General features: G+C 59.8%; 26 protein-coding genes. 11 read left to right on the forward strand and 15 right to left on the reverse strand.

Going from position 1 to position 25,245, the window contains the following annotated elements; translation table 11 throughout:
• Positions 1-99 precede the first annotated feature (99 nt).
• The 3 genes from CRP02_RS22760 to CRP02_RS22770 form a co-directional block, all read right to left on the reverse strand.
• Positions 100-1,287 (reverse strand): MFS transporter, encoded by a 1,188-nt coding sequence (locus CRP02_RS22760; RefSeq protein WP_097172366.1) that lies wholly within the window; start codon positions 1,285-1,287, stop codon positions 100-102.
• Between the two features lie 110 nt (positions 1,288-1,397).
• A complete protein-coding gene (gene map / locus CRP02_RS22765; RefSeq protein WP_003513640.1) occupies positions 1,398-2,150 on the reverse strand; it encodes a type I methionyl aminopeptidase in 753 nt (250 codons plus the stop codon).
• A gap of 54 nt (positions 2,151-2,204) precedes the next feature.
• Positions 2,205-3,266: an LLM class flavin-dependent oxidoreductase gene (locus CRP02_RS22770; RefSeq protein WP_097172367.1), complete on the reverse strand. Its 1,062-nt coding sequence runs from the start codon at positions 3,264-3,266 to the stop codon at positions 2,205-2,207.
• Positions 3,267-3,498: 232 nt separating this feature from the next.
• Between CRP02_RS22770 and CRP02_RS22780 the strand changes: the two genes are divergently transcribed.
• The 5 genes from CRP02_RS22780 to CRP02_RS22805 all read left to right on the forward strand — a co-directional run bounded on the left by CRP02_RS22780 (position 3,499) and on the right by CRP02_RS22805 (position 10,428).
• Positions 3,499-4,275, forward strand: a complete 777-nt coding sequence (locus tag CRP02_RS22780; protein ID WP_025594214.1) for a 3-hydroxybutyrate dehydrogenase — start codon at positions 3,499-3,501, stop codon at positions 4,273-4,275.
• 124 nt (positions 4,276-4,399) lie between these two features.
• The gene (gene xdhA, locus CRP02_RS22785; protein ID WP_097172368.1) at positions 4,400-5,869 is read left to right on the forward strand and encodes a xanthine dehydrogenase small subunit; all 1,470 of its coding nucleotides are present in this window, start codon (positions 4,400-4,402) and stop codon (positions 5,867-5,869) included.
• A gap of 194 nt (positions 5,870-6,063) precedes the next feature.
• Complete coding sequence (gene xdhB, locus CRP02_RS22795) at positions 6,064-8,403, forward strand: xanthine dehydrogenase molybdopterin binding subunit (protein ID WP_025594218.1); 2,340 nt, start codon at positions 6,064-6,066, stop codon at positions 8,401-8,403.
• 11 nt (positions 8,404-8,414) lie between these two features.
• The gene (gene xdhC / locus CRP02_RS22800; RefSeq protein WP_097172370.1) at positions 8,415-9,263 is read left to right on the forward strand and encodes a xanthine dehydrogenase accessory protein XdhC; all 849 of its coding nucleotides are present in this window, start codon (positions 8,415-8,417) and stop codon (positions 9,261-9,263) included.
• Positions 9,264-9,501: 238 nt separating this feature from the next.
• Complete coding sequence (locus CRP02_RS22805) at positions 9,502-10,428, forward strand: LysR substrate-binding domain-containing protein (protein ID WP_097172371.1); 927 nt, start codon at positions 9,502-9,504, stop codon at positions 10,426-10,428.
• Here the strand turns inward: CRP02_RS22805 and CRP02_RS22810 are convergent.
• Positions 10,404-10,742 carry a hypothetical protein gene (locus tag CRP02_RS22810; protein ID WP_003513656.1) on the reverse strand — a complete coding sequence of 113 codons (339 nt, stop codon included), beginning with the start codon at positions 10,740-10,742 and terminating at the stop codon, positions 10,404-10,406. The two genes, CRP02_RS22805 and CRP02_RS22810, sit on opposite strands and share 25 nt — an antisense overlap.
• A gap of 558 nt (positions 10,743-11,300) precedes the next feature.
• On the opposite strand from CRP02_RS22810, the gene puuD reads away from it, so the two are divergent.
• The 4 genes from puuD (at position 11,301) to CRP02_RS22830 (ending at position 16,014) form a co-directional block, all read left to right on the forward strand.
• Positions 11,301-12,563 (forward strand): urate hydroxylase PuuD, encoded by a 1,263-nt coding sequence (puuD, locus tag CRP02_RS22815; RefSeq protein ID WP_025594222.1) that lies wholly within the window; start codon positions 11,301-11,303, stop codon positions 12,561-12,563.
• Positions 12,560-13,870: a guanine deaminase gene (gene guaD / locus CRP02_RS22820; RefSeq protein WP_097172372.1), complete on the forward strand. Its 1,311-nt coding sequence runs from the start codon at positions 12,560-12,562 to the stop codon at positions 13,868-13,870. Before puuD ends, guaD begins: the two co-directional genes overlap by 4 nt.
• A gap of 210 nt (positions 13,871-14,080) precedes the next feature.
• Positions 14,081-14,803, forward strand: coding sequence for a sulfite exporter TauE/SafE family protein (locus CRP02_RS22825; protein WP_097172892.1), 723 nt, complete (start codon positions 14,081-14,083; stop codon positions 14,801-14,803).
• A gap of 77 nt (positions 14,804-14,880) precedes the next feature.
• Complete coding sequence (locus tag CRP02_RS22830) at positions 14,881-16,014, forward strand: alpha-hydroxy acid oxidase (RefSeq protein WP_179784103.1); 1,134 nt, start codon at positions 14,881-14,883, stop codon at positions 16,012-16,014.
• Between the two features lie 104 nt (positions 16,015-16,118).
• On the opposite strand, the gene CRP02_RS22835 is transcribed toward CRP02_RS22830, so the two are convergent.
• Together CRP02_RS22835 and CRP02_RS22840 are read right to left on the reverse strand one after the other, a co-directional pair.
• Positions 16,119-16,463, reverse strand: a complete 345-nt coding sequence (locus CRP02_RS22835; protein WP_097172374.1) for a DMT family transporter — start codon at positions 16,461-16,463, stop codon at positions 16,119-16,121.
• Positions 16,460-17,032: a TetR/AcrR family transcriptional regulator gene (locus tag CRP02_RS22840; RefSeq protein WP_097172375.1), complete on the reverse strand. Its 573-nt coding sequence runs from the start codon at positions 17,030-17,032 to the stop codon at positions 16,460-16,462. The genes CRP02_RS22835 and CRP02_RS22840 overlap by 4 nt, the downstream gene beginning before the upstream one ends.
• A gap of 203 nt (positions 17,033-17,235) precedes the next feature.
• Between CRP02_RS22840 and CRP02_RS22845 the strand changes: the two genes are divergently transcribed.
• A complete protein-coding gene (locus tag CRP02_RS22845; protein ID WP_179784170.1) occupies positions 17,236-18,513 on the forward strand; it encodes a serine hydrolase in 1,278 nt (425 codons plus the stop codon).
• 3 nt (positions 18,514-18,516) lie between these two features.
• On the opposite strand, the gene CRP02_RS22850 is transcribed toward CRP02_RS22845, so the two are convergent.
• From CRP02_RS22850 to CRP02_RS22890, 9 genes are all read right to left on the reverse strand, one after another.
• Positions 18,517-19,260 (reverse strand): metallophosphoesterase family protein, encoded by a 744-nt coding sequence (locus tag CRP02_RS22850; RefSeq protein WP_097172377.1) that lies wholly within the window; start codon positions 19,258-19,260, stop codon positions 18,517-18,519.
• A 5-nt stretch (positions 19,261-19,265) separates the two neighbouring features.
• On the reverse strand, positions 19,266-19,622 hold the full coding sequence (gene uraH / locus CRP02_RS22855) for a hydroxyisourate hydrolase (protein ID WP_097172378.1): 357 nt from the start codon (positions 19,620-19,622) through the stop codon (positions 19,266-19,268).
• Positions 19,619-20,119 carry an ureidoglycolate lyase gene (locus CRP02_RS22860; protein ID WP_097172379.1) on the reverse strand — a complete coding sequence of 167 codons (501 nt, stop codon included), beginning with the start codon at positions 20,117-20,119 and terminating at the stop codon, positions 19,619-19,621. Before CRP02_RS22860 ends, uraH begins: the two co-directional genes overlap by 4 nt.
• Before the next feature lie 3 nt (positions 20,120-20,122).
• The gene (locus tag CRP02_RS22865; RefSeq protein WP_097100722.1) at positions 20,123-20,485 is read right to left on the reverse strand and encodes a DUF86 domain-containing protein; all 363 of its coding nucleotides are present in this window, start codon (positions 20,483-20,485) and stop codon (positions 20,123-20,125) included.
• Entirely contained in the window at positions 20,482-20,772 is a 291-nt protein-coding gene (locus CRP02_RS22870; RefSeq protein ID WP_003513679.1) for a nucleotidyltransferase family protein, read from the reverse strand. The genes CRP02_RS22865 and CRP02_RS22870 overlap by 4 nt, the downstream gene beginning before the upstream one ends.
• 53 nt (positions 20,773-20,825) lie before the next feature.
• Positions 20,826-21,323 (reverse strand): 2-oxo-4-hydroxy-4-carboxy-5-ureidoimidazoline decarboxylase, encoded by a 498-nt coding sequence (gene uraD, locus CRP02_RS22875; protein ID WP_097172380.1) that lies wholly within the window; start codon positions 21,321-21,323, stop codon positions 20,826-20,828.
• Complete coding sequence (gene puuE / locus CRP02_RS22880) at positions 21,323-22,246, reverse strand: allantoinase PuuE (protein WP_097172381.1); 924 nt, start codon at positions 22,244-22,246, stop codon at positions 21,323-21,325. Before puuE ends, uraD begins: the two co-directional genes overlap by 1 nt.
• Before the next feature lie 209 nt (positions 22,247-22,455).
• On the reverse strand, positions 22,456-23,163 hold the full coding sequence (locus CRP02_RS22885) for a DUF1045 domain-containing protein (protein WP_097172382.1): 708 nt from the start codon (positions 23,161-23,163) through the stop codon (positions 22,456-22,458).
• A 93-nt stretch (positions 23,164-23,256) separates the two neighbouring features.
• On the reverse strand, positions 23,257-24,483 hold the full coding sequence (locus CRP02_RS22890) for an NAD(P)/FAD-dependent oxidoreductase (RefSeq protein ID WP_102026109.1): 1,227 nt from the start codon (positions 24,481-24,483) through the stop codon (positions 23,257-23,259).
• Between CRP02_RS22890 and mnmD the strand changes: the two genes are divergently transcribed.
• Positions 24,482-25,225 (forward strand): tRNA (5-methylaminomethyl-2-thiouridine)(34)-methyltransferase MnmD, encoded by a 744-nt coding sequence (mnmD, locus tag CRP02_RS22895; RefSeq protein WP_097172383.1) that lies wholly within the window; start codon positions 24,482-24,484, stop codon positions 25,223-25,225. The genes CRP02_RS22890 and mnmD overlap by 2 nt on opposite strands.
• Positions 25,226-25,245: the final 20 nt, after the last annotated feature.

Consider the following 25,245-nt stretch of genomic DNA (forward strand, 5'->3'; position numbering starts at 1 on the left):
ATGAAGAAGCGCCGACCTTAACAAGATGTAACGCGCAACATGCTGGATTGACTGACAAAACGGTTGGGGATCAGCAGTGGCCCGGCCTTGTAGGCGCGGTTATCGCCGCTCCGTGGCGAGAACCGGCAGCATCAGGAGAATGCTGGCGACAAGCACGGCAGAGGCGAGAATACTCGGTGCGGTGAAACTTCCCGTCACCTCGGCAATCCAGCCGGCGGCGAGTGGTCCGACGATCTGTCCAGTACCGAAGGCTGCCGTCATCAGGGCAAAGGCGCGGCGTGGACTTGGGCCTGCGAATTCCCGGCCGAGCTGAAGGCCATAGGCGGTGATGACCATGAAAGTCAGCCCCAGAAGCAGACCGCCGGCAAGCACGCCCGGAACGGGTGGCAGCATGACGGAAGCGAAGACGCCGACGGCTTCCACAGCAAGAACGATCACGAAAGCGCGCTTCAGCCCCTGCGATTTCAAGACCGGCTTCCAGAGGAAAAGCGAAATGGCGGCGGCACATCCCGTCACGAACCAGGCCAGAAACTCCACGAAAGCGCCGGCAGCAGCCATGCGGGCAATCGCAACAATGAAGGTGGCGGTGATGACGTAACCGAAGCCGAACAGCCCATAGGCAAGCGTCGTCAGAAAGAGCGGCTTCGTCCATTTGAGCGGCGGCTCCGCCAGCGCAGACGCATGCCGGGGTGGCCCGGCGGGCAGCACCCGCCAGACGAGAAGAAACGTAGCGAAGGAAAAGACGGCACCGGCAATCCACTCCTCTCGCCAGGAGGCGCCGCCGCCATCAAAAACGACGCCGATGAGATAGACCACAAGCGAGGAAATCGCGATGCCGGCACCGACGCCGCCATAATGCAGCGCCTGAATATGGTCCTTGCCGGCTTTCATGGCGTGGCCGATGACGATCTGCGACGTGAAGATCATGGTCATCGCACTGGCAACACCGGCGAAAAACCGGATCAGAGTGAAGGCCGCAACGGAGTTGAAAGCGGCCATGGCAAGCAGCAACGCGCCCGTGGAAAACAAGCCGCAAAGGGCGACCAGCCGCTCCCGCCCCGAGCCCCATGAATAGGCGGCGAGAACCGCCCCCGCGAGATAACCGGCGAAATTTCCAGCCGCGACAATCCCCGCATCCCCCGCCGATAGCGGAACATCCGCCATCATGCCGGGAAGAATGGGGGTGAAGGAAAAGCGGCCGAAGCCCATGGCGGACGCCATCATCAAGGCGCCGGCGAAACCGAGTGCAGTCAGATGTTTGGGGGAAAGTGGCTTGTCGATGCTCATGTACGGCTTATCGCAACCGCACTGCCACGGAACAAGCGAGTTATTTTGATCGGCAGCATAAGCCGTCTTTATCGGTACGAGATGCGAGATCCCGTCGCCTGTTCATCCCCTCACTCAACCAGCGTCAGCACCAGCGGGCCGTTCTTCGTAGCAACCACGGTATGTTCATACTGCACGGTCGGCGCGCTCGGATCGCTATAGAGCGTCCACGGATCGTCGTCGCCATCTTCGGCCCAGTAGGCACCCGTCGACAGGAAGGGCTCAACGGTGAAGACCATGCCCTCCTGCATGATGCGCCGCTCACCCTTGTCCGGCCAGGTCGCCAGTTCCTTCGGCTCCTCATGCAGGGAGCGGCCGATGCCGTGGCTCGCCAGATTGGTGATCAGCGTGTAACGGTTCTTTTTTGCAAAGGAGCCGATGGCATTGCCGATATCGGCAAAGGGCCGGCCGGTTTTCACCTGCTGCAAGCCAGTCCACATGGCGCGCTTGCCATCGCGGCACAACCGCTCGATCTCCTTTTTCACCGGCGGCACGGCGAAAGACGAACCCGTATCGCCGAAAAAACCGCTCTTCACCGCCGAGACATCGATATTGACGAGATCGCCCGCCTTGATGATGCGCGGGCCGGGAATGCCATGCGCAACCTCTTCGTTGACGCTGATGCAGGTCGCGCCGGGAAACTGGTAGCAGAACTCCGGCGCCGATTGCGCGTCGTTATCCTCCAGCACCTTGCGGCCGATCGCATCCAGTTCGGCCGTGGTGATACCGGGTTCCAGCGCATCCGCCATGGTCTGCATGGCCACGGCGCAGATGCGGCCGATATCCTTCAGCAAAACCAGTTCTTCGTCGGTGGAGATGACCATGTTTCTGTCCGTCGTTCTAAATGGCGGGTCTGAAGACGCCCGCCTTGGTAATAATCAGGCCGTGGCTTTCACCGGATCGGCACTCCCCGTCAATTCTTTTCTGACAACAGGCGCGACTTTCGTACCATAAAGCTCGATGCCGCGCATGATCTGGTCATGCGGCATCAGGCCGATTGCCATCTGCAACAGGAAACGGTCGTTCTTGAAAACGCCGTGCGCCTTGATGATCTTTTCCGCCACCAGCTCCGGTTCGCCAAGGAAGAGGTTGCCCTCCGGCCCACGCGCCGCATCGAAATGCGCGCGGTTCGTCGGACCCCAGCCGCGCTCGCGCCCGATGCGGTTCATTACCTCAGCCTGCGGTCCGTAAAACTGGTCCGCCGCCTTATCGGTGGTGTCGGCAATGAAGCCGTGCACGTTGATGCTGGTGCGCAGCTTGGTCTTTTCCTGCCCCGCGCGGCGTGCCGCTTCGTGATAGAGATCGAACAGCGGTGCGAAGCGGCGATATTCGCCGCCGATGATGGCGAGCGCCACCGGCAGCCCCATGGCCCCTGCCCGCGCCACCGATTGCGGCGTGCCGCCAACGGCGATCCAGACCGGCAGGCGCTCCTGCAAGGGGCGCGGATAGACACCGCGGCCATTGATGGCCGGATGTTTGGTGCCGGACCAGGTGACGATCTCATTTTCTCTGAGCGCCAGCAGCAGATCGAGCTTTTCCGCAAACAGCACGTCATAGTCTTCGAGATCGTAACCGAACAGCGGGTAGGATTCGATGAAGGAACCGCGCCCGGCCATGATTTCGGCACGGCCGTTCGACAGGAGATCGACGGTGGAGAATTGCTGGAAGACCCGGACCGGATCATCCGAACTCAGAACCGAGACAGCGCTCGTCAGGCGGATATTCTTCGTCTTCACCGCCGCCGCCGCAAGCACGGTGGAGGGTGAGGACGCGACATAGTCCGGGCGGTGATGTTCACCCAGCCCAAACACATCCAGTCCGACCTGATCGGCAAGCTCGATTTCCTCAAGCAGTTCCCGCAGCCGGCGCGCACCTTCCGGCCCACGGCCATCGGCGGGGTTGGGATTGACATCCGCAAAAGTGTAAAGACCGAGTTCCATAGACGATACCTCTGTTTGATTGTCTGAGAGATAGGCACGGACGGCCCTTCAGACAAATGCAAAATCTGGCGCAAAATCTGGATGCTTAGCTTCGAAAAAGTGGATGGGCGCCGGCGCATTATGCCCCATGCCGGCCTCCCCCGAAATCGCGCCCGAAATCGCGATTGCCAGCCCGCCCCCTTTGGGCATAACCTGCTTAAATATGTGCGAAGTAATGCAAAAAGGGGAAAGCATGCATCGGACAGTTATCGTGACAGGCTCCACAAGTGGCATCGGCCTTGGCATCGCACAGAGATTTGCGAGGGAGGGCGCAAATATCGTGCTGAATGGCTTCGGCGACGAAGACGAAATTGAAAAACTCCGCCTTTTGCTGGAAGCCGAAAGTGGCGGGCGTGTGCTCTACCACCCGGCAGATATGACGAAACCGGACGAGATCGCCGATCTCATCAATTCCGCGCATGAAAAGCTTGGTTCGGTCGATGTGCTCGTCAACAATGCCGGCATTCAGCACATCGCTCCGATCGAGGAGTTTCCGACGGAAAAATGGGACTGGATCATCGCCATCAATCTGACCAGTTCCTTCCATACGATGCGCGTTGCGATACCGCTGATGAAGAAGGCTGGCAAAGGCCGTATCATCAACATTGCCTCCGCCCACGGTCTCGTCGCCTCGCCGTTCAAATCGGCCTATGTGGCAGCCAAGCACGGCATCATGGGCCTGACGAAGACGGCCGCGCTCGAGCTTGCGCAGACGGGCGTCACCGTCAACGCCATCTGTCCGGGTTATGTGCTGACGCCGCTCGTCGAAAAGCAGATACCGGAAATGGCCAAGGTGCGCGGCATCAGCGAAGAGGCGGTGAAGAACGACGTGATGCTGGAATTGCAGGCGACCAAGCAATTCGTCACCATCGATGACGTGGCGGCAGCGGCGCTGTTTCTGGCAAGCGATGCCGCCAGCAACATTACCGGCACACATATTTCCGTTGATGGCGGCTGGACAGCGCAATAATCGACGGCATCTCTTTCCGTTTTGGAAACAATGAATTGCCAAAACGGAAATCGATATGCGCGCGCGGGCGTGCATAGATAGTAGATTGGGAACCGGCTCAACCGGACAAAAAGCAAGGCAGTGCATGAACGACGCGATCAGCTTCATCCTCAACAGCGAAACCGTTTCGCTTAAGGGTTTCGGACCGACAGACACGCTTCTCGATTATCTCCGCCTTCAAAGACGGCTGACCGGGACGAAAGAAGGCTGTGCTGAGGGCGACTGCGGCGCATGCACGGTGCTGGTCGGGCGGCTTGTCGATGGCTCGCTGCGTTATGAAAGCGTCAATGCCTGCATCCGCTTTTTGGGCTCGCTGCATGCAACCCATATCGTGACGGTGGAGCATCTGGCCGGCCGCGATGGCACGCTTCACCCCGTGCAGCAGGCAATGGTGGATTTCCACGGTTCCCAATGCGGTTTCTGCACGCCGGGCTTCATCATGTCGCTCTACGGCCTGTGGCTTGCCAGCGAAAACCCGTCCCGCGCCGATATTGAAAAGGCGCTGCAAGGCAATCTCTGTCGATGCACGGGTTACGAGCCGATTGTGCGGGCTGCCGAAAAGATTGCAGCCGCCCGCCCGAGTGCGCTGTTCGACCCGCTGCAACGCGACCGCACCGATATCATGGCAAGGCTCTGGGCGATCCGCGCCAATGAGACCATTACGGTCACCCACGGCGAGGATCGGACCATCATCCCGGCAACGCTTGCTGAATTGACCGATATCTATGCCGCCGAGCCGAAGGCTACCATCGTTGCCGGTTCCACCGATGTCGGCCTGTGGGTGACAAAGCAGATGCGGGCGCTTAACCCTGTCATCTTCATCAACAACCTCGGCGATCTGCAGGGTATTGCCGTGGATGAGAACGGCGTGACGCTCGGCGCCGGCGTTACCTACAGTCAGGCGTTCAAGACCATCGCCCAGCATTTCCCGCCGCTTGCCCGGCTGTTCGATCGTCTTGGCGGCGAGCAGGTGCGCAATATGGGAACCATCGGCGGCAACATCGCCAACGGTTCGCCCATCGGCGACACGCCCCCGGCCCTGATCGCGCTCGGCGCAACGCTCACCTTGCGCTCGTCTTCCGGCAGCCGCACCTTGCCGCTGGAAAGCTACTTCATCGATTATGGCAAGCAGGACCGGCTGAGCGGCGAATTCGTCGAAAAGCTCTTCATTCCGTTCCAGAAACCCGAAAGCCTCTATGCCGTCTACAAGATTTCAAAGCGGCGCGACGAGGATATCTCTGCTCTCTGCGCCGCCTTCCATCTGACGCTCGACGCCGACGGCACGGTCGAAGACATCCGCATCGCCTTTGGCGGCATGGCCGGCACGCCGAAACGCGCCGCGCATCTTGAGGCAGCACTTCTCGGCAAGCCCTGGTCTCAGGAAACCATCGATGCGGCGCGCAATGCGCTGGACGATGATTTCACCCCGCTGACCGACTGGCGCGCCACCGCCGAATATCGGCAACTGACGGCCAAGAACCTGCTGACACGGTTCTTGCTTGAGACTTCGGGCAAAAAGCAGGAACTCACGCGTTTCTCGCTGGCGGAGGCGTGATCATGGAAAGAGCAAACCTCCCCACCTCCCTCATTCCTGTGCTTGTCACAGGAATCCAGCCGACGCGCGTCTGCGCGGCGAGACAACCCTTTCAGCCCGAGGATTTGGGCTGGCTGGATTCCTGTGACAAGCACAGGAATGAGGGTTTATTGTCGCTGTCATATGCCGCAATTGATGAAGGAGAGGCTTGAACCATGGACACGACAAGCTTCGATAAGACCAAGACCGAAATCGACGGCCCTGTACACGCTTCGCTCAGGCACGATTCCGCCCATAAACATGTGACGGGCAGCGCCGAATATATCGACGATATTCCCGAACCCGCCGGCCTCGTTCACGGCGCGCTTGGCCTTTCCGACCGGGCCCATGCCGAAATCGTCTCGATGGACCTTTCCGAAGTGGAAGCTACGCCGGGCGTGTTATGGGTGATGACAGGCAAAGACGTGCCCGGCGAAAACGACGTCTCCTCCGGCGGGCGTCATGATGAGCCGCTGTTGGCCGAAACGAAGGTTGAATTTCACGGCCAGCCGATCTTCGCGGTTTTCGCCGAAAGCCGCGATATTGCCCGTAAGGCCGCCCGCAAGGCGAAAATCGTCTACAAGGACCTGCCGCATTTCACCGATATCGACACGGCGATTGAAAATGGCGGTGCGCTCGTCATCGATCCGATGACGCTGAAGCGTGGCGATGCGAAGCTGGAAATGGACGTAGCGCCCCGTCGCCTGACCGGCACGATGCGGATCGGCGGGCAGGAGCATTTTTATCTCGAAAGCCACATCGCCATGGCCGTGCCGGGCGAGGACGATGAGGTGACGCTGTGGAGCTCCACCCAGCATCCGAGCGAAATCCAGCACATTGTCAGCCACATCCTTCAGGTGCCATCCAATGCCGTCACGGTGCAGGTGCGGCGCATGGGCGGCGGTTTCGGCGGCAAGGAAACCCAGGGCAACCAGTTCGCAGCCCTTTGCGCCATTGCCGCCAAGAAGCTGAACCGGGCCGTGAAAATCCGCCCCGACCGCGACGAGGACATGACCGCGACCGGCAAACGCCACGATTTCCGCGTCGACTACGAACTTGGCTTCGATGAGGAAGGCCGCATCCACGCCGTCGACGCCACCTATGCGGCCCGCTGCGGCTTTTCCTCCGACCTGTCCGGCCCCGTTACCGACCGCGCGCTGTTTCACGCCGATTCCAGCTATTTCTATCCGCATGTGCATCTGACCTCCCGGCCGCTTAAAACGCACACGGTCTCCAACACCGCCTTCCGCGGTTTCGGCGGCCCCCAGGGCATGCTCGGGGCTGAGCGTTTCATCGAGGAAATCGCCTATGCCGTCGGCAAGGACCCGCTCGATGTCCGCAAGCTCAATTTCTACGGCGAGACCGGTTCGGGCCGCACCACGACCCCCTATCATCAGGAGGTCGAGGACAACATCATCGCCCGTGTCGTCGAGGAACTGGAAGCCTCCAGCGAATACCGCGCGCGCAGGCAGGCAATTGTCGAGTTCAACAAGACCAGCCCGATCATCCGCAAGGGCATTGCGCTCACACCGGTAAAATTCGGCATCTCCTTCACCATGACCGCCTTCAATCAGGCGGGCGCGCTGGTGCATATCTATAATGACGGTTCGATCCATCTGAACCATGGCGGCACCGAAATGGGCCAGGGCCTCTACACCAAGGTGGCGCAGGTGGTGGCCGATGCCTTCCAGGTGGATATTGGCCGGGTGAAAATCACTGCCACGACCACGGGCAAGGTGCCCAATACGTCGGCCACGGCCGCCTCGTCCGGTACGGACCTCAATGGCATGGCGGCCTATGACGCTGCCCGCCAGATCCGTGAAAGGCTCATCAAATTCGCCGCCGAGAACTGGAACGTGCCGGAAGAAGAGGTTGTCTTCCTGCCAAACCGGGTGCGCATCGGGCTTGAGGAAATCGCCTTCAACGATTTCATCAAACGAGCCTATTTCGCCCGCGTGCAGCTTTCAGCCGCCGGTTTTTACAAGACGCCGAAAATCCATTGGGATCGTGCCGCCGGCCGCGGCACGCCGTTTTATTATTTCGCCTATGGCGCGGCCTGTTCGGAAGTGTCGATCGATACGCTGACCGGCGAATACATGATGGAGCGCACCGATATTCTCCACGATGTCGGCAAGTCGCTGAACCCGGCCATCGATATCGGCCAGGTGGAAGGCGCCTTCGTGCAGGGCATGGGCTGGCTGACGACGGAGGAATTATGGTGGGACGGCAAGGGGCGGCTGCGCACCCACGCTCCCTCCACCTACAAGATCCCGCTTGCCTCTGACCGGCCAAAGATTTTCAACGTTCAACTGGCGGAATGGTCGGAAAACGCCGAGCCCACCATCGGCCGCTCCAAGGCCGTGGGCGAACCGCCTTTCATGCTGGCGATCTCGGTTCTCGAAGCACTTTCCATGGCCGTCGCGTCCATCGCCGACTACAAGGTCTGCCCACGCCTCGATGCGCCGGCAACGCCCGAGCGGGTGCTGATGGCGGTTGAACGGTTGAAGAAGGTGTGAGGGGAGACATAATGACGTCCCTCTCCCTCTTCCTCGCCAGTTCCGGACCTGCAATCCTCGTGGAAATCGAGGCCGTGAAAGGGTCATCGCCGCGCGAGGCGGGAACCTTCATGCTGGTAAGCCGGAAGGCGCTGTGGGAAACCATCGGCGGCGGGCAGTTCGAATATATGGCGATAGATCATGCCCGCGCCATGTTGAAGAACGGCACGACCGAAGACGGCATGGATATTCCGCTCGGCCCCGAAATCGGCCAATGCTGCGGCGGCCGCACCCTGCTCCGTTTCCGGCTGGTAACGGCGGACATCGCGGCAGCACTCGAGGCAAGGCTTAAGGCTGAAACCGAGCAGCAGCCGGCCGTCTTCATTTTCGGGGCAGGCCATGTCGGCAAGGCGCTGGCTGATGCTCTGTCGCTTCTGCCTTTGACACTGACCGTGGTGGAAACCCGTGAAAACGAGTTGCGCGATCTTTCAGCCGGCGTCGTATCCGTGCTGACCCCCATGCCGGAAGCGCTGATCGCGAAAATTCCCGCAAACGGTGCTGCGATCATCGTCACCCACGATCACGCACTCGATTTCCTGATTGCAAAGGAAGCGCTTGCCCGCGACGATCTCGCTTATGTTGGCATGATCGGCTCGAAGACCAAACGCGCCACCTTCGCCCATTGGCTGGAGCGGGAGGGAGTGCCCCCTTCCCGTCTTCAAAAACTCATCCTGCCCATCGGTGGAAGTAGCGTCAGGGACAAGCGCCCGGCAATCATAGCGGCCCTTGTGGCAGCCGAGTTGCTGCAAGCATTTTCCGCTGACGAAACCCGTCGCACCGAAAATCAGCGCGTCCATCCTCAAGACCAAGATCACGCCTGATCCCGTCGGGCAGGCTTTCATCTGCCAGATTGTCCGGTCGAAGGCTTTCAAGGGAAAACCGTTCCGCGGTCCGCAGACCCGCGCGCAGGCGGGACCACGCGCGCAAGAGTGCTGTGCGCATGTTCGTCTCCATTCAAAAAGTGTTAGAAGCTAAGTTGATGAATGACACGAAAAATGCTCTGTTTTCCGGATAAAAACCAATGAAACCTTTGGCCCTTGGCATAAAGAGAACTTATCCATGAAAATGTCCCGCCAGTTCCCCCTGAACGCCCTGCGCGTGTTTGAAGCCGCTGCAAGGCATCTGAGCTTCACCAAGGCTGGTGAGGAATTGGGCATGACCCAAACGGCAGTCAGCTATCAGGTGAAACTGCTGGAGGAGAACATCGGCGAGCCGCTCTTCATCAGAAAGGCGCGGCAGGTTGCGCTGACCGAGGCCGGGCAGAAACTGGCGCCGAAAGTGGCGGAAGCCTTCAACAGTCTACGCGAGGCCGTCGAAAATGTGCGCGACACCTCCGACACGACCTTGACCATTCACTCCACCGCGACGTTCGCATCCCGCTGGCTTTCGCGGCATCTGGGCGCTTTTCAGCTGGAGCATCCCTCGATCGCGGTGAGGCTCGAGACCTCCGCCGCGTTGATCGATTTCGAGCAGTCCGACTGCGATGTCGCCATTCGCTGGAGCAGCGGCGATGGCAAAGGACTGATCTATCATCAGTTGCTACGGGGCGTTTATACGCCGATGCTGCATCCGAACCTTGCCGAAAGCATTGGCGGATTGAAAAAGCCGGAGGACCTTCTGCGCCTGCGCATCATCGATCCGGGTGACATCTGGTGGAGCCAATGGTTCCGGGAAGTCGGCATCGAAAATCCGGGCCTCGACCGTTATCCGCGCAGCCGCCTCAGCGTGCAGGCTTTCGAAGCCGCAGCGGCAATTGCCAGCCAGGGGGTAGCCATGCTCACCCCTGAACTTTATGCGGACGAGATTGCCCTCGGCCGCCTTTATCAGCCCTTCGAGCACCTCAGCAGCGAAGGTAAGAACTACTGGCTCGTCTACCCTGAAAACCGCAGAAACATTCGCAAGATAAGGCTGTTTCGCGACTGGATACTGAAGCGGATCGACGAAAACCGGCCGCAAACATCTCAATACCCCATATCAGGCGCATAAAAGCAGCGCGGCGTGTCCTCGTCCGGGAACAGACAGAGATGATATTCTCCATCCTCGGATCGTCTTGCCTCACGCTGCGACCAGCTGAAGACGTGGCGCCGCGTCACCAGACGATGATCGCCGGGCGCAAGCGAGACCTCGTAACCATCCTGCGTGACACGAACACTTCGCGTAGGGATCATCTGGCAATCGCCGGTTTCGGCGTCGCCATTGCAGCAGTAGCTTTCATATTTGAACCCCTTGTGGGATTCATGCGCAAGCGCCGTGGCGTTGAACGCCATCAGCAGGAAAAGAACTGTCAGAACAAGGCGCATCGGCACGGTCTCCGTTGAAAACAACGGCGGCTGCCGGAAGGTCATTGCGTCACTTCATTCAAAATCCAAGCATCAACGCATACCCGGACGCAACGGCACCGGGAACTGCAACACCTGCCCCTGATCTGCCCCCCGCCCCCAGGGTTCGCAGCACCCGCTTTCGGAATGAACCGCCAGCGAAAACATGTCATTGAAGCCCTGCGCCTCTGACCGAAAACCGGAAAGAACAATGCGCAACATAAATGTGTCAGAGTGCCCTTCGAAGCGTCCTTTCGGACGCAGGTCGCTCCAAGGCCCCGCAGCCCAATAGTTTGGCACATCAGCAGACTGCTCAACAGATAATAGCTGAGTCGCGTTAGCCAGCTAAGCACAAACTCAGCGGCAGGACGGCTCCTTTACGATTGGGCGGGGCCGGAAGCGGGGCGTCGCCGCGCCTGCGCCAAAGTTGTGGACACGAGCGTACGGGATTGTGAACAATCATCGTGCGGTGTTTGCTTTTCCCTTTCCTAACGGTCAAATTTCTCGCAAGGTGCGCTGCACAAGGATCAGGGGAACCGAATGTACGAATATGCCATTGCGTGGGAATGGATGGCCTTTGCCGTCCGCTGGCTCCACGTCATCACCGCCATCGCCTGGATCGGCTCGTCCTTCTATTTCATCGCGCTCGATCTTGGGCTGGTCAAACGGCCGCATCTGCCGCCGGGGGCCTATGGCGAGGAATGGCAGGTGCATGGCGGCGGCTTTTACCACATCCAGAAATATCTGGTCGCCCCGGCCCAGATGCCCGAACACCTGACATGGTTCAAATGGGAAAGCTACGTCACCTGGCTGTCCGGCTTCGCCATGCTCTGCATCGTTTATTACGGCGGCGCCGACCTTTTCCTCATCGACCATTCGGTGCTGGCGCTCACCCAGTTCCAGGCCATCTGTCTGTCGCTGGCATCGCTTGCCGTCGGCTGGCTGTTTTACGATTTCCTCTGCAAATCGCCGCTCGGCAACAACACCTGGGGCCTGATGGTTGTGCTTTACGTCGCGCTGGTGGCGATGGCGTGGGGCTATACGCAGGTCTTCACCGGCCGCGCCGCCTTCCTGCATCTCGGCGCTTTTACCGCCACTATCATGTCGGCGAATGTGTTCTTCATCATCATTCCAAACCAGAAGATCGTCGTTGCCGACCTGATTGCCGGGCGCACGCCGGACCCGAAATATGGCCGCATCGCCAAACAGCGCTCATTGCACAACAACTACCTGACGCTGCCCGTCATCTTCTTCATGCTGTCGAACCACTATCCGCTGGCCTTTGCGACCGAGTTCAACTGGATCATCGCAGCACTCGTCTTCCTGATGGGCGTCACCATCCGCCACTGGTTCAACACCACCCATGCCCGCAAGGGCAAGCCGACATGGACCTGGCTGCTGACCGCGCTCATCTTCATCGTCATCATGTGGCTTTCCACCGTGCCGAAGGTGCTGACCGGCGAAGAAGAACAGAAGGCGGCAACGCTTTCGCCGATGCAGCAGCAATTCGTCAGCGACGCCCATTTCGCGAGCGCCCGCGATGTCGTTCAGGGCCGCTGTTCCATGTGCCACGCCGCCGAGCCGGTGTGGGAAGGCGTGCCCTTCACGCCAAAATCGGTGAAGCTCGAAACCGACGCGCAGATCGCCGCCCACGCCCGCGAAATCTATTTGCAAGCCGGCCGCAGCCATGCCATGCCTCCCGGCAACATCACCGCCATCACCCCGCAGGAGCGCAAAGTGCTGACCGCATGGTATGAAAGCGCCGTATCCGCGGGCAAAGACGCCAAGGAAAAAACCGAATGAGCATGGTTCTGCTGCGTGGCCGCCTGTTAAGCTTCCGCCGCGCGCCGCTCGCAATCGACGATACGCAAAGCTATCTCTACATTGAGGATGGCGGCCTGCTTATCGAAAACGGCAAGATCGCCGCCATCGGCGACTATGCCGATATTCGCAAGCAGGCACCTGATGACATTGAGGAGAAGGACCACCGCCCCCATCTCATCGTGCCCGGCCTCATCGACATGCACCTGCATTTCCCGCAGATGCAGGTCATCGGCTCCTATGCCGCCAACCTTCTGGAATGGCTGAATACCTATACTTTCCCGGAGGAATGCCGTTTCGTCGAAAGCGCGCATGCCCAGCGCATCGCCACACATTTTTACGATGAGCTTCTGCGCTACGGCACCACCACGGCTGTCGCCTATTGCTCCGTGCACAAGACCTCAGCCGATGCGTTTTTCACTGAGGCCCTGAAGCGCGGCATGCTGATGGTGGGCGGCAAGGTGATGATGGACCGCAACGCCCCGCAGGGCTTGCTGGACACGCCGGAAACCTCCTATGGCGAGACCCGGGCCGTCATCGCCGACTGGCACGGCAAGGGCCGCAACCACGTCGCCATCACGCCTCGCTTCGCCATTACCTCCACGCCGAAACAGATGGAAGCAGCCCAGGCGCTGGCGCAGGAATTTCCCGATCTCTTCATCCAGACGCATCTTTCCGAAAATCTGGACGAGATCAAATATACCTGCGAGCTCTACCCGGAAGCGACCGATTACACCGACATCTATGTGCGTTACGGCCTGATGGGCAACAAGACCCTGCTCGGCCACGCCATCCACCTCTCGGAACGTGAGGCGGACGTGCTGTCGGAAACCGGTGCAGTCGCCGTGCATTGCCCCACATCGAACCTCTTCATCGGCTCCGGCCTCTTCCCTATGAAAAAGCTGCAACGGCGCGAAAAGCCGGTGCGCATCGCAGTCGCGACCGATATCGGCGGCGGATCGAGCTATTCCATGCTGCGCACCATGGATGAGGCCTACAAGATCCAGCAATTGCTGGGCGAACGCCTGAACCCGCTGGAAAGCTGGTATCTGATGACGCGCGGCAATGCCGAAGCGCTTTCCATGGTCGACCACATCGGCACGCTGGACGCCGGCACGGATGCCGACATCACGGTACTCAACGCCTCTTCCACGCCCGCCATGGCGCTGAAGATGGAAGTGGTGAAAAGCCTGACCGAAGAACTGTTCCTGATGCTGACCATGGGCGACGATCGCACCGTCGTCGAGACCTACGTGGCCGGCAAGGCGATGAAAAGCGCCCTTGCATAGTTCGGTTTAGGCCGAAACATCAGGTCGTCGCCTCATCTATATCAGTACATATTGAAACGAGCGGGCGTCGCGTGTTTTTCTCTCCCCGCCGGGGAGAAGAAACAGGCCGCACTCGCCCGTTTCATATGATTGCCTGACAGCCCAGGTCAGCCGAAATGCGAATGACCCCTGGAGTGCGCCGTGCCGGATTTTGAGACAACCACAATGCTCATGATTGTCGCGACATTCATCGTCGCGGGCATCGTCAAGGGCGTCACCGGCATGGGCCTGCCAACCATTGCCATGGGCGTTCTCGGCCTTTTCATGCCGCCGGTCGTTGCCGCAGGCCTGCTCATTCTGCCCTCCTTCATCACTAATATCTGGCAATTGCTGGCCGGACCCGATTTCAAGGCGGTCGTCTCGCGACTATGGCCGATGATGATCGCCATTGCCGTCGGCACGCTTCTCGGCATCCGGCTGATGACATCAGGCACCGGCGTCTGGACCACCTCGGCGCTCGGATTGTGCCTCGCGGCTTACGCAGCCTACAGCCTTCTTGCAAAGCCCTTCGCCATTCCCGCAAGGCTGGAACCGAAACTCTCCCCGGCCGTCGGGCTGGCGACCGGCCTTCTGACCGGCGGCACCGGAATTTTCGTGGTCCCCGCCGTGCCCTATATCCAGTCGCTTGGCTTCAGCCGCGACGATCTCGTGCAGGCGCTTGGCCTGTCCTTCACCGTTTCCACCGTTGCGCTTGCCGCCGGCCTTGCCTCTCAGGATGCCTTCCGCGTCGAGCACATGTCGCTTTCCGCACTCGCCGTCCTGCCAGCGCTTCTCGGCATGTGGCTTGGCCAGAATATCCGCCGCATCGTCAGTCCCGCGACATTCAGGCGCTGGTTCCTAATCTGCCTGCTATTGCTTGGGGCTGAGCTATTTTTGCGGGCATTCTGGGGTTGAAACCCCGTAGATTTTGATGTCGCACGCGCCACTATTGTGATATATGAAGCCATCATTCAAATGTGAAGGCTTTATCCATGGGCAAAATCCTCACCATAGCGGACCTGAAGAAACAGGCTCAGCGCCGTGTGCCGAAGATGTTTTTCGACTATGCCGATAGCGGCGCCTGGACGGAAGGCACCTACCGGGCCAATGAGGAGGATTTTTCCAAGATAAAGCTGCGCCAGCGTGTGCTGGTGGATATGACCGACCGGTCGCTCGCCACCGAAATGATCGGCCAGAAGGTTTCGATGCCGGTGGCGCTCTCCCCCACTGGCCTCACCGGCATGCAGCATGCCGATGGCGAGATGCTGGCGGCAAAAGCGGCGGAAGAATTCGGCGTGCCTTTCACGCTTTCCACCATGAGCATCTGCTCCATCGAGGATGTCGCCTCCGTCACCTCCAAACCTTTCTGGTTCCAGCTTTACGTGATGAAGGACCGGGATTTCGTCAATAATCTGATCGACCGGGCGAAGGCAGCGGGATGCTCGGCGCTGGTGCTGACGCTCGACCTGCAAGTTCTCGGCCAGCGCCACAAGGACCTGCGCAACGGCCTCTCCGCCCCGCCGAAATTTACCCCGAAACACATCTGGCAGATGGCGACACGGCCAAAATGGTGCCTCGACATGCTGCGCACCCAGCGCCGCAGCTTCGGCAATATCGTCGGCCACGCCAAGAATGTCTCCGACCTCTCATCGCTCTCCTCCTGGACGGCCGAGCAATTCGATCCGCGCCTGTCGTGGAAGGATGTCGAATGGATCAAGGAGCGTTGGGGCGGCAAGCTCATACTCAAGGGCATCCTTGACGAGGAAGATGCGCGCGCCTCGCTCGATACCGGCGCGGACGCCATCATCGTTTCCAACCACGGCGGTCGCCAGCTCGACGGCGCGCATTCCTCGATCGCCATGCTGCCGAGGATCGTCGATGCCGTTGGCGACAAAGTGGAGGTACATATGGACGGCGGCATCCGCTCCGGCCAGGACGTGCTGAAGGCAGTAGCACTCGGCGCCACGGGCACCTATATCGGCCGCCCGTTCCTCTACGGCCTCGGCGCGGATGGCAAACAGGGCGTGACGACAGCGCTTGAGATCATCCGCAAGGAAATGGATATCAGCATGGCGCTTTGCGGCAAAAGGCTGATTACCGATGTGGATCGCAGTATTCTGGCGTGATGGCAGTGGGGCGAAGGTGGTGCCCGATGCCGTCGCTCACTCCTGGCGATACGCTTCCTCCCTCATTCCTGTGACAAGCACATGAATGAGGTGGAGAGGCCGGCTCAATGCCCCACCGTCTTCGAAAATACATTCACAATCACCACTCCCGTGACGATGAAACCGAGGCCAACGACGGCGGCAATATCCAGCGTCTGGCGGAACACGAAATAGCCAATGCCAGAAATCAGCACGATGCCAAGCCCGCTCCAGATCGCATAGGCAACCCCGACCGGCAGCGCCCGGAGCGTGAACGACAGGAGATAAAAAGCCGCACCGTAAAACAGCGCCATCAGCACCGTCGGCAACAGCTTGGTGAATTGCTGCGACTGCTGCAGGAAAGAGGTTGCGATAACCTCGCAGATGATGGCCGCGACAAGCGCCCCATAGGTAAAAACAGCCGCATTCATGGTTCCATTTCCCTTTTCGTCTGAGCAATCATCCGGGCCTTGAGAGCTGCCCTGTCGCCCCCTGCCTTGCCGTCATCAGCCATCAGATCGGCAAACCAGATGCCGTCTGCGGCAAGCCGCACCAACTCCAGTAGCACCCCCTCGTCCGTGTCTTTATGACGGATGAGACGTCCATCGAACCAGCCCGTCCACATGCGCCGAAGCGATGGTTCTCCGACCATCGATACCGAGATCGCAGCCCACTGCCTGCCCGATTCCCGGTCGCGATCGGCAAAAACGGCGTTCACATAGGCCCGCGTGAAGCTCCCGTAAGGTTCACAATCCTGTGACATGAGCACGTCGATTTCCGCATCCAGCGCACCCAGAAGGTCCGCCATGACAGCTTCCAGCAACGCCTGTTTGGAGGAGAAATGGTGGAACAGGCCACCCTTCGTCACCCCCGCCGCATCCGCCACCGCTTGCACGGAAAGTGCGGCAACACCCTGATCAGCAGCAAGTTTCGCCGCACAGTCTAGGAGACTGCGGCGCACGATCTCGGGCTGCTTCTTGCGTTCATGTGCATTTTTCATGCTTTCAGTACATACCGGATGGTTGGTTTCTTTTCAAGGAAATTGTAGGGCCCGTATGCGGGTTGAATTTCATACTTAATTAAGCATGAAAGCGATCTCTAAAGTTTTAGCGGTTTTGTTGCCGGAAAGTGTCAGTAAAACTTCGCTCATCGCGGCGATCGAACAAAAAGGGGTGGACCATGTCGGGAACGATCAAACGGGGAATGGCGGGCGCATGGGTATTCGCACTCGCCTTCTTTTGCGCGATCCTCTCATTGCAGGCATCGCCTGCGCAGGCCGGTTATGCCCATTTCATCATGGATGCCAATACCGGCAAGGTTCTCGCCGCGCAGAACGCCGATGTGCTGAACCACCCGGCATCGCTGACCAAGATGATGACGCTCTATATGACCTTCGAGGCGTTGCACGCCGGCCGAATTCGCTGGGACCAGAAGATAAGGATGTCCAGGAACGGCGCAGCCGTCATCCCCTCGAAGCTTTATGTGCGTGAGGGCCAGACGTTTACGGTCCGCGAAGCCGTCTACGGCATGATCGTCAAATCCGCCAATGACATGGCGGAAGGCATGGGCGACCATCTCGGTGGGTCCGAGGCACAATTTGCGCAGATGATGACCCGCAAGGCCCGCCAGCTTGGCATGACCAAGACGGTTTTCCGCAACGCCTCCGGCCTGCCCAGCAAATCGCAGGTGACGACGGCCCGCGACATGGCGAAACTCGGACTTGCGCTGCAGCGCGACTTTCCGAAAGAATACGGCCTCTTTGCCATGGAATCCTTCAGCTTCCGGGGTAAGCGCATCCGTGGCCACAATAATCTGATGTATCGCTATCAGGGCATGGACGGCATCAAGACCGGTTACACCAATGCGTCGGGTTTCAACCTCGTCAGCGCCATCAATCACAATGGCCGCCGTGTCGTCGGCGTCGTGCTGGGCGGCAAGACCGCGCGCAGCCGCGATGCGCAGATGGCAGCTCTGCTGGACAAGGCGATGCCGCAGGCCTCGAGAAACCGTAATACCGAACAGCTGGTGGCAAGCGCCAATGTCAGCCGCACCTTCGATGTGCCGCCCGCAGCCGTCCCCCCGGCAGCCGTACCATTGCCTATGTTTGCCGAGCGTCGCGCCGATCCGATAGCCATGCAGATCGCCACGGCGAACAGCCAGATGGCGGATATGATCCAGGTCTCTGCCATCCCGAAACCCGCACCCGCTGCACAAATGACCGGCCAACGCAGCCGCTGGGAAGTACAGATCGCCGCCACCGACAGCGAAGCCGCCGCCCGCTCGCTGCTCGCCAATGCCCGCTCCAACATCGCCAGCAGCTACTCCGGCATCGCGCCTTATACCGAAGCGGTGCAAAGCGGATCGGCAACGCTCTACCGCGCCCGCTTCACCGGGTTTGAAGACCAGTCTTCGGCGGTTTCCGCCTGCAAGGAGTTGAAGGCGCAGTCTTATGCGTGCGTGGTCATGAACAGCGAAGGGTGAGCTCTACCGCTTGAGCCAACCGTTTTCCAACGCATCGGCCAGATACGGAATGCCGTTGACCTTCGCCATCTCGGCCATGGCAAGATTATCGTAGCGTATCTGCCGGAAATAGACCTGCCAGCCGCGTGCGGTCTGTTCCAGCACGGCGTAGCTAGCCAGCGGATGACCGACGTCGACATGATGGTCGAACGGCGTGTCATCTTTCCAGCCGGGGCAGCCGACGCTGCCGGGATTGACGATCAAGCGGCCATCGGAGAGCTGCACGGTGCGGGCGATATGTGTGTGGCCGCACAACATCAGCGGCTGGGTGATGCCATCAGCCATGGCCTCGATTTCGGAAAGCGGTCGCAATTTCAGCACCCCTTCCGGCGAAAGCGTCTCCAGCCAGTATTCCAGATCACCGCGCGGCGAGCCGTGGCAGCAATAGGCGACGTCCTTGAAAACCATGCTGAACGGCAGGGTGTGCAGCCAGTCCAGATGCGCGGCGGTCAGCTGCGCATGCGCCGGCCTCTCCCAGCTGCCCATCTCTTCCGGCGCGCGCTCGATCAATTCGCGATCATGATTGCCGAGAACGCTGGGTATCCAGTTACCAACCAGCACATCGCCGGTAAAACCCGCTTCCAGCGGACCACTGAAGCAATCGCCGAGATTGACGATGTCCTTGATGCCAAGCCTCGCGATATCCTCAAGCACGGCCTCCAGTGCGGCGCAGTTTCCATGAATATCGGCAATGGCGGCAAAGATCATGGCGGTCAGCTTCCTCGATAGGTGGAGTAACTATAAGGCGAAAGCAGAAGCGGCACATGGTAATGGCTGCTCTCGTCGGCAATGCCGAAACGGATGGGGATGATGTCGAGAAAGGCGGGTTCCGCCAAGGCGACGCCCTTGCCACGCAAATAATCGCCCGCATGGAAAACCAGCTCGTATTCCCCGGCCTTGAAACTGTCGCCCACAAGCAGCGGCCCGCCATCAACGCGGCCATCGCTATTGGTCTTAACCGTCTTAATCTTCTCGCGACGATCACCCGAGAGCCGGTAAAGCTCGATCGTCAGTCCCTCGGCGGGCGTGCCATGGGCGGCATCGAGGACGTGGGTGGTCAAACCGGTCATAGGCTGGGCTCCGCGATAATGTAGGGCGCATCGAAAAAATGCTCTTCCAGATTGTTGCCCGGCCCATCGCGATCGGCAACGAGAAAATCAGAAATCGCCTGCAGCGGCATCAACGGATAATGCCAGACATTGCGGCGGTAATTCACGCCCTGATCCCCGCGCGCCAGAAAAACCTGCGGTCGGGCGGGTTTGCCCCCCTCGTCTTCGGCGACGACGACGAGGAATGACCTGCCGGACAGCGGCGAAAAGCTCTGGCTGCCGAGCGGATGCCGCTCCATCATCTCGATTGTGTGCGGGAAGGCACGCGGCTGCCCGCGAAAGATATTGAGGATGATACGCGCGCCCTCGCCCGCCGCCTCGGGTGCCGCAAGGGCATGATGCCGCTCGGTCTGGCCGCCGTTGATGTGGCGCATGGAAGAGGGTGTAATTTCGATCACATCACCGAAGGATGCGAACGCCTCTTTGGTCAGAGGCTTGATTTCGAGAAAATCAGTCAAATGTCATTCACCTTGGGCATGCCAGTTTCGGAGGAGTGAGAGACGCGCCTGCAAATCCGGAATGCTCTGCGTTATCGTTTTCCAGACGACCGAGAGTTCCGCCCGAAAATAATCATGCACGATCAAATTGCGCATACCCTTCATCTTTATCCAGGGGATTTCCGGGTGCTGCTGTAAAAACGCGGGGTAATGTTTGTCCAGTTTTGCGACCGCCTCGCCAATCAGGGCAAGGCCCATCATTACCGCCATCTGGGTACGCGTATCGGAAGAAAAAGCGGCCTCATCCATATCCTGAATGAAACCCCCTATTCGGGAGGCGGCAACATCCATCTCCTTCAGGTAGAGCAGAAGCCGATCCGTACTCATACTGCTTTGGCTTCCATCAGAACACGCGCCCGGATATCCGAGTGCAGGCCGCCTGAGGTGACGACGTCAACCTCGACACCGAGGATAGTCTTCAGTTCCTCCAGCAGTCCGCCAAGATCGAACAGAGTGGTCCCCGGCAACGCATCCACCAGAATATCCAGATCGCTGTCCGGCCTGTCCTCGCCACGCGCGACGGAACCGAACACGCGCGGGTTTGCCGCGTTGAAGCGCTTTGTTGCTTCGCGGATCGCTTCCCTGTTCTTTTCCAGCACCTCGGAGGGTCTCATGGCCTTAGTCTCCAGATAGCACGAGTATAGCGGAACGACCGCCGCTCGCCAATTCAGCCCTCGGGCAGCATCGAGGAAAGGCGCAGCCAGGCGATCTTTTCCACCTGCGCCGTCGCCGTCGCAAATTCTGTCGCCGCATCATTGCCGATACGCGTCTCGAAGGCGGAGAGAATATCGTGCCTGTTCAGCCCCTTGACTGCAATGATGAATGGAAAGCCGAATTTTTGCGTATAGGCGGAGTTCAGCTCGGTGAAGCGCGCATGCTCCTCGGGCGAAAGCCGGTCGAGCCCTGCGCCTGCCTGTTCATTGCGGCTATCGGCGGTCAACTCACCTGCGATTGCGAGCTTGCCGGCAAGATCAGGATGCGCGCGCAAAACACCCAGCCGTTCCGCTTCGGAGGCGCCACGAAACTGCGCGCATAATGCGCCGTGAACCGCCTTCGCCGTTAACTCCAGACCTGCGCCTCCGACATCATAGGCCCGCTCGGCGATAAAAGGCGAATGTTCGAACACACCGCCGAAACGGCTGACAAATTCATCCCGCGTCAGCATCAGAGCGTTCCCGGCTTGTGGTTTTCATGCCAGTGACGAGCGATCTCGATACGCTGCGGAATCCACACCTTTTCGTGGCCCAGCACATATTCGATGAAACGGCGAAGGGCTGCGGCGCGGCCGGGACGGCCGACGAGACGACAATGCAGGCCGACGCTCATCATCTTCGGCGCGCCTTCACGCCCTTCCTGATAAAGAACGTCGAAAGCGTCTTTCAGATAGGCGAAGAACTGGTCGCCGGAATTGAAGCCCTGCGGTGTGGCGAAACGCATATCATTGGTGTCGAGCGTATAAGGAATGATCAGGAACGGTTCATCCTGCAATCCCTTCACCCAATAGGGCAGATCGTCGGCATAGGAATCGGACGAATAGAGAAAACCGCCCTCTTCCATGACGAGACGCAACGTATTGTCGGAAGGCTTGCCCTGATACATGCCAAAGGGGCGCTCGCCCGTAAGCTCCGTATGCAGGCGCACGGCTTCGGTTATATGCTTGCGCTCCTCCTCCTCGGAAAAATCCTTGTATTCCAGCCAGCGATAACCGTGGCTGGCGATTTCCCAACCCGCTTCCTTCATTGCCGCAACGGCTTGCGGGTTGCGCGCCATGGCAGCGGTCACGCCATAAACAGTTGTGGTGACGCCGAGATCGGCGAACATGCGCCACAGCCGCCAGAAACCGGCGCGTGAGCCATATTCGTAGATCGATTCCATGTTCAGGTTGCGCTGGCCCGGCCACGGCTGCGCGCCGACGATTTCCGACAGCAGCGATTCCGAAGCCTTGTCATTGTCGAGAATGCAGCTTTCGCCGCCCTCTTCGTAATTGATGACGAATTGCACGGCGATGCGTGCGCCGCCCGGCCATTTCGGATCGGGACTATTGCGGCCGTAGCCCACCAGATTGCGGGAGTAATTCTCGGAAATCATTCAGCCACCCAAAACACCTCTCCCGAAGCGGAACCCGCTTCTGGAAGACATGAGCAAAACAACCATCCGAAGGTGTCTGCCCGAAACGGGTAAACACGACACGCTTCAGACATGCGATGCACGGACGGTAGCATCCGCATTCGGAATGTCGAGAGCAATTTTGCCGACATTCCGATGCTTTTTTGTGTACGATTTCTGCGGCGCGCTTTTCAGGCGATCTTGCGGGCGGAAACACGACCCATGGGATGCAGCGAATGCACCCGGAAAGGCGCGCCGGGTTCATCCTCGATGAAAAGCGCGAGGCTGGAAAATGACAGAGGCCGGCTGAGCAGCGGCTCGAAAACCTTGCGCACGGCACGCTCGATCCTCTGGCTGCTGGAAGGCTCGACACCGCCCGTCAGCGACATCTGAAAACGGAACTCGTCCATCACATGCGGGCTGCCCCAGCGATGCAGATTGGTCAGTTGCGAAGCCGAAAGCCGGTCCGGATCCGCCCGCTCGATTTCCGCCTCGGAGAGTGGCGCGCGGTAACGGTCGAATTCCTGCACCACACGGGCTGCGAAAAAATTCAGCACTTCGCAGGGGCGCTCGGGAACGAGGCTGAAGACATTGTCATGCCGCGCTACTATAAGTTGTGGAAGCGTGAAAGGGTCCTGCCTGCCGGAAAAATACATCAGGTCGCGCAACAGCGCGGCCTCGGAATGACCTTCGGCAAGCCGGAACGGGGCCTTTATGGTGCCGTGAAAACCATAACGGCGCGGCAGGGCGGTATGGTAGGAAATCTCCTGCATGCCGAGATCGATCATGCCAGGCGGCTCCACCGCATGGCCTGAATAGGCATCGCGTCCCAGCCACGCGGCAGCCGCATGCGTCAGCGGGTCGTTGGGGGAAGGCGTGAAATGGATGGCGTATCGCATGCGCTGTCACCTCGCCGCAAATGCGGCCAAACGGGGCTCTTTGCAGGCCAGCAAGTAAGCGATTTGCGTGACAGATTAACGACGTGGACCAAACTAATCAGAAGTTTCTAAAGTCCGGACGGCAATACTCACGTGTTCTTGAAGGCGAAAACCGGAAGGCACGTCCGGCGTGTGGCCACACACGGCCTGCAACGCAGCATCAGCAAGACAATGGGCAAGGCCGAAGCTGACCTTGAAGCCGCCCGATAACGCCACGAGCCGCGGATATTCGGCAAGTGTACCCACCATCGGGTCCCGTCCAACCGCCTTCGGCCGCAGCCCGGCCCAGCGTTCGAGCACCGGCGCACGGCCAAGCGACGGCACCACGGCGCATGCATCCGCAAGCAATTTTTCCAGCTTTTCGTCGGTGCTGAATGGATCGGAAAAACAATCTTCGCTGGTACTGCCGATGGCGACAGTGCCATCCTCATGCGGCACGATGTAGAGGCCGTTCAGAAATACGACCGGCATGGCCGGGTCGGCCGCAGCATCCAGAAGGGCGGCCTGTCCCTTCACGGCCTGTCCAAGCGCAATGCCGGGTTCCAGACCGATGGCATCGCGGATCAGCGCGAAGGAACCATGGCCGTTCGCGACGATGACATGACCGAAGGCGACCTCGTCGCCCGACGACAGCACCGCCCGCCCTTTATCCGGATCGAGCGAGACGACGCGGCACTGTTCCGCCACCCGCACATGCCGGGCGTTGCGGAGGAAAGCCGACAGAAGGGCGATCATTGCCCGGGGAGAAACCCTTGCGGCCAGCGTATCCAGCACGAAGCCGGCTTGCCCCGCCGCATCGTCCACCCATCCGGCAACGGAAGGGCTGTCGCCGACATGCCAGTGGAACCGGCGCCCGTCTGAAACCCAGTTTTCCCCGGCATCCCGCTCGTGCCGTTCGGCAATGCTGCGCAAATGTGGTTTCGGCAGGGGAATGATCCGACCGCAGCGCCGGTAACCGGCGGAAAGCCCGGTTTCGGCCTCAAGCTCGGCGATCTGTTTTTCCAGCGCGACGAGAGCGTCGAACTGGAATTGCTTCTTGTCCGACCAGCGGTCCGGCATATGCGGCATCAGCGCGCCCAACAGCCCGCCGCTTGCGCCATCGCCAAGACGGCCCGCTTCCAGCAGCAGGGCGTTTATGCCCAGCCGCTCTGCCTTGACGGCAGCCCACAGCCCCATAATGCCGCCACCGACGATGAGAAGCGGCACCGAGCCAGGCAATCTTGGTGCCCGCAATCTTGGTGATTGACCAGATTCGAAAGCGGGACTATCGGCATTAGTCATGACACATTCCAAGGAAAACACCGCAGATGTCGGTTCGGCAGCCGACAATCCGCCCACCGCGCTCGACTGGCGTGAGGGGGATATGCCCTATTCGCTGGCCTTTGACGATCATTTTTATTGCCAGACGGATGGCAGGCTGGAATGCGGCCATGTCTTTCTGTCCGGAAACGGCCTGCCGCAGCGCTGGCTTGAGCGAGAGGGCATCTTCCGCATCGGCGAACTTGGCTTCGGCACCGGTCTCAATCTCTGCGAGACCTGGCGTCAATGGAAAGAGGTGCGCAACGGCCGCTCCACGCTGCATTTCATGTCCTTCGAACTCTACCCGATGAAGGCGGACGAGATCGACCGGGCGCTTTCCCGCTGGCCGGAAGTGGATATTGAGCGCAAGGCACTGGTCGCCCGCTGGCCGGCGGACCCGAAAGGCGAGGTCGATATCGAACTGGACGACCAGACGCGCCTGACAGTGGTATGCGGCGAAGCGCTCGCCGGCATTTCCGGCAGAAGCGAAGGCTTCGACGCCTGGTTTCTGGATGGTTTCGCCCCAGCCCGCAATCCCGACATGTGGTCGCTGGAAATCATGCAGACGCTGTTCGGTAAGACGGTACTGGGGGGCACATTCGCCACCTATGCCGCCGCTGGCTTCGTCCGCCGCAACCTCATCGCCGCCGGTTTTGAACTGGAGCGCCGCAAAGGGTTTGCCGGGAAGCGTGAGATGCTGTGCGGCACCAAGCCATCCCGCTGAGACGGCTCCCACAGCAGCAA

Origin of the sequence: Rhizobium sp. AN5 (genome assembly GCF_900215255.1) — a bacterium.
Classification (GTDB): Bacteria; Pseudomonadota; Alphaproteobacteria; order Rhizobiales; family Rhizobiaceae; genus Agrobacterium; species Agrobacterium tumefaciens.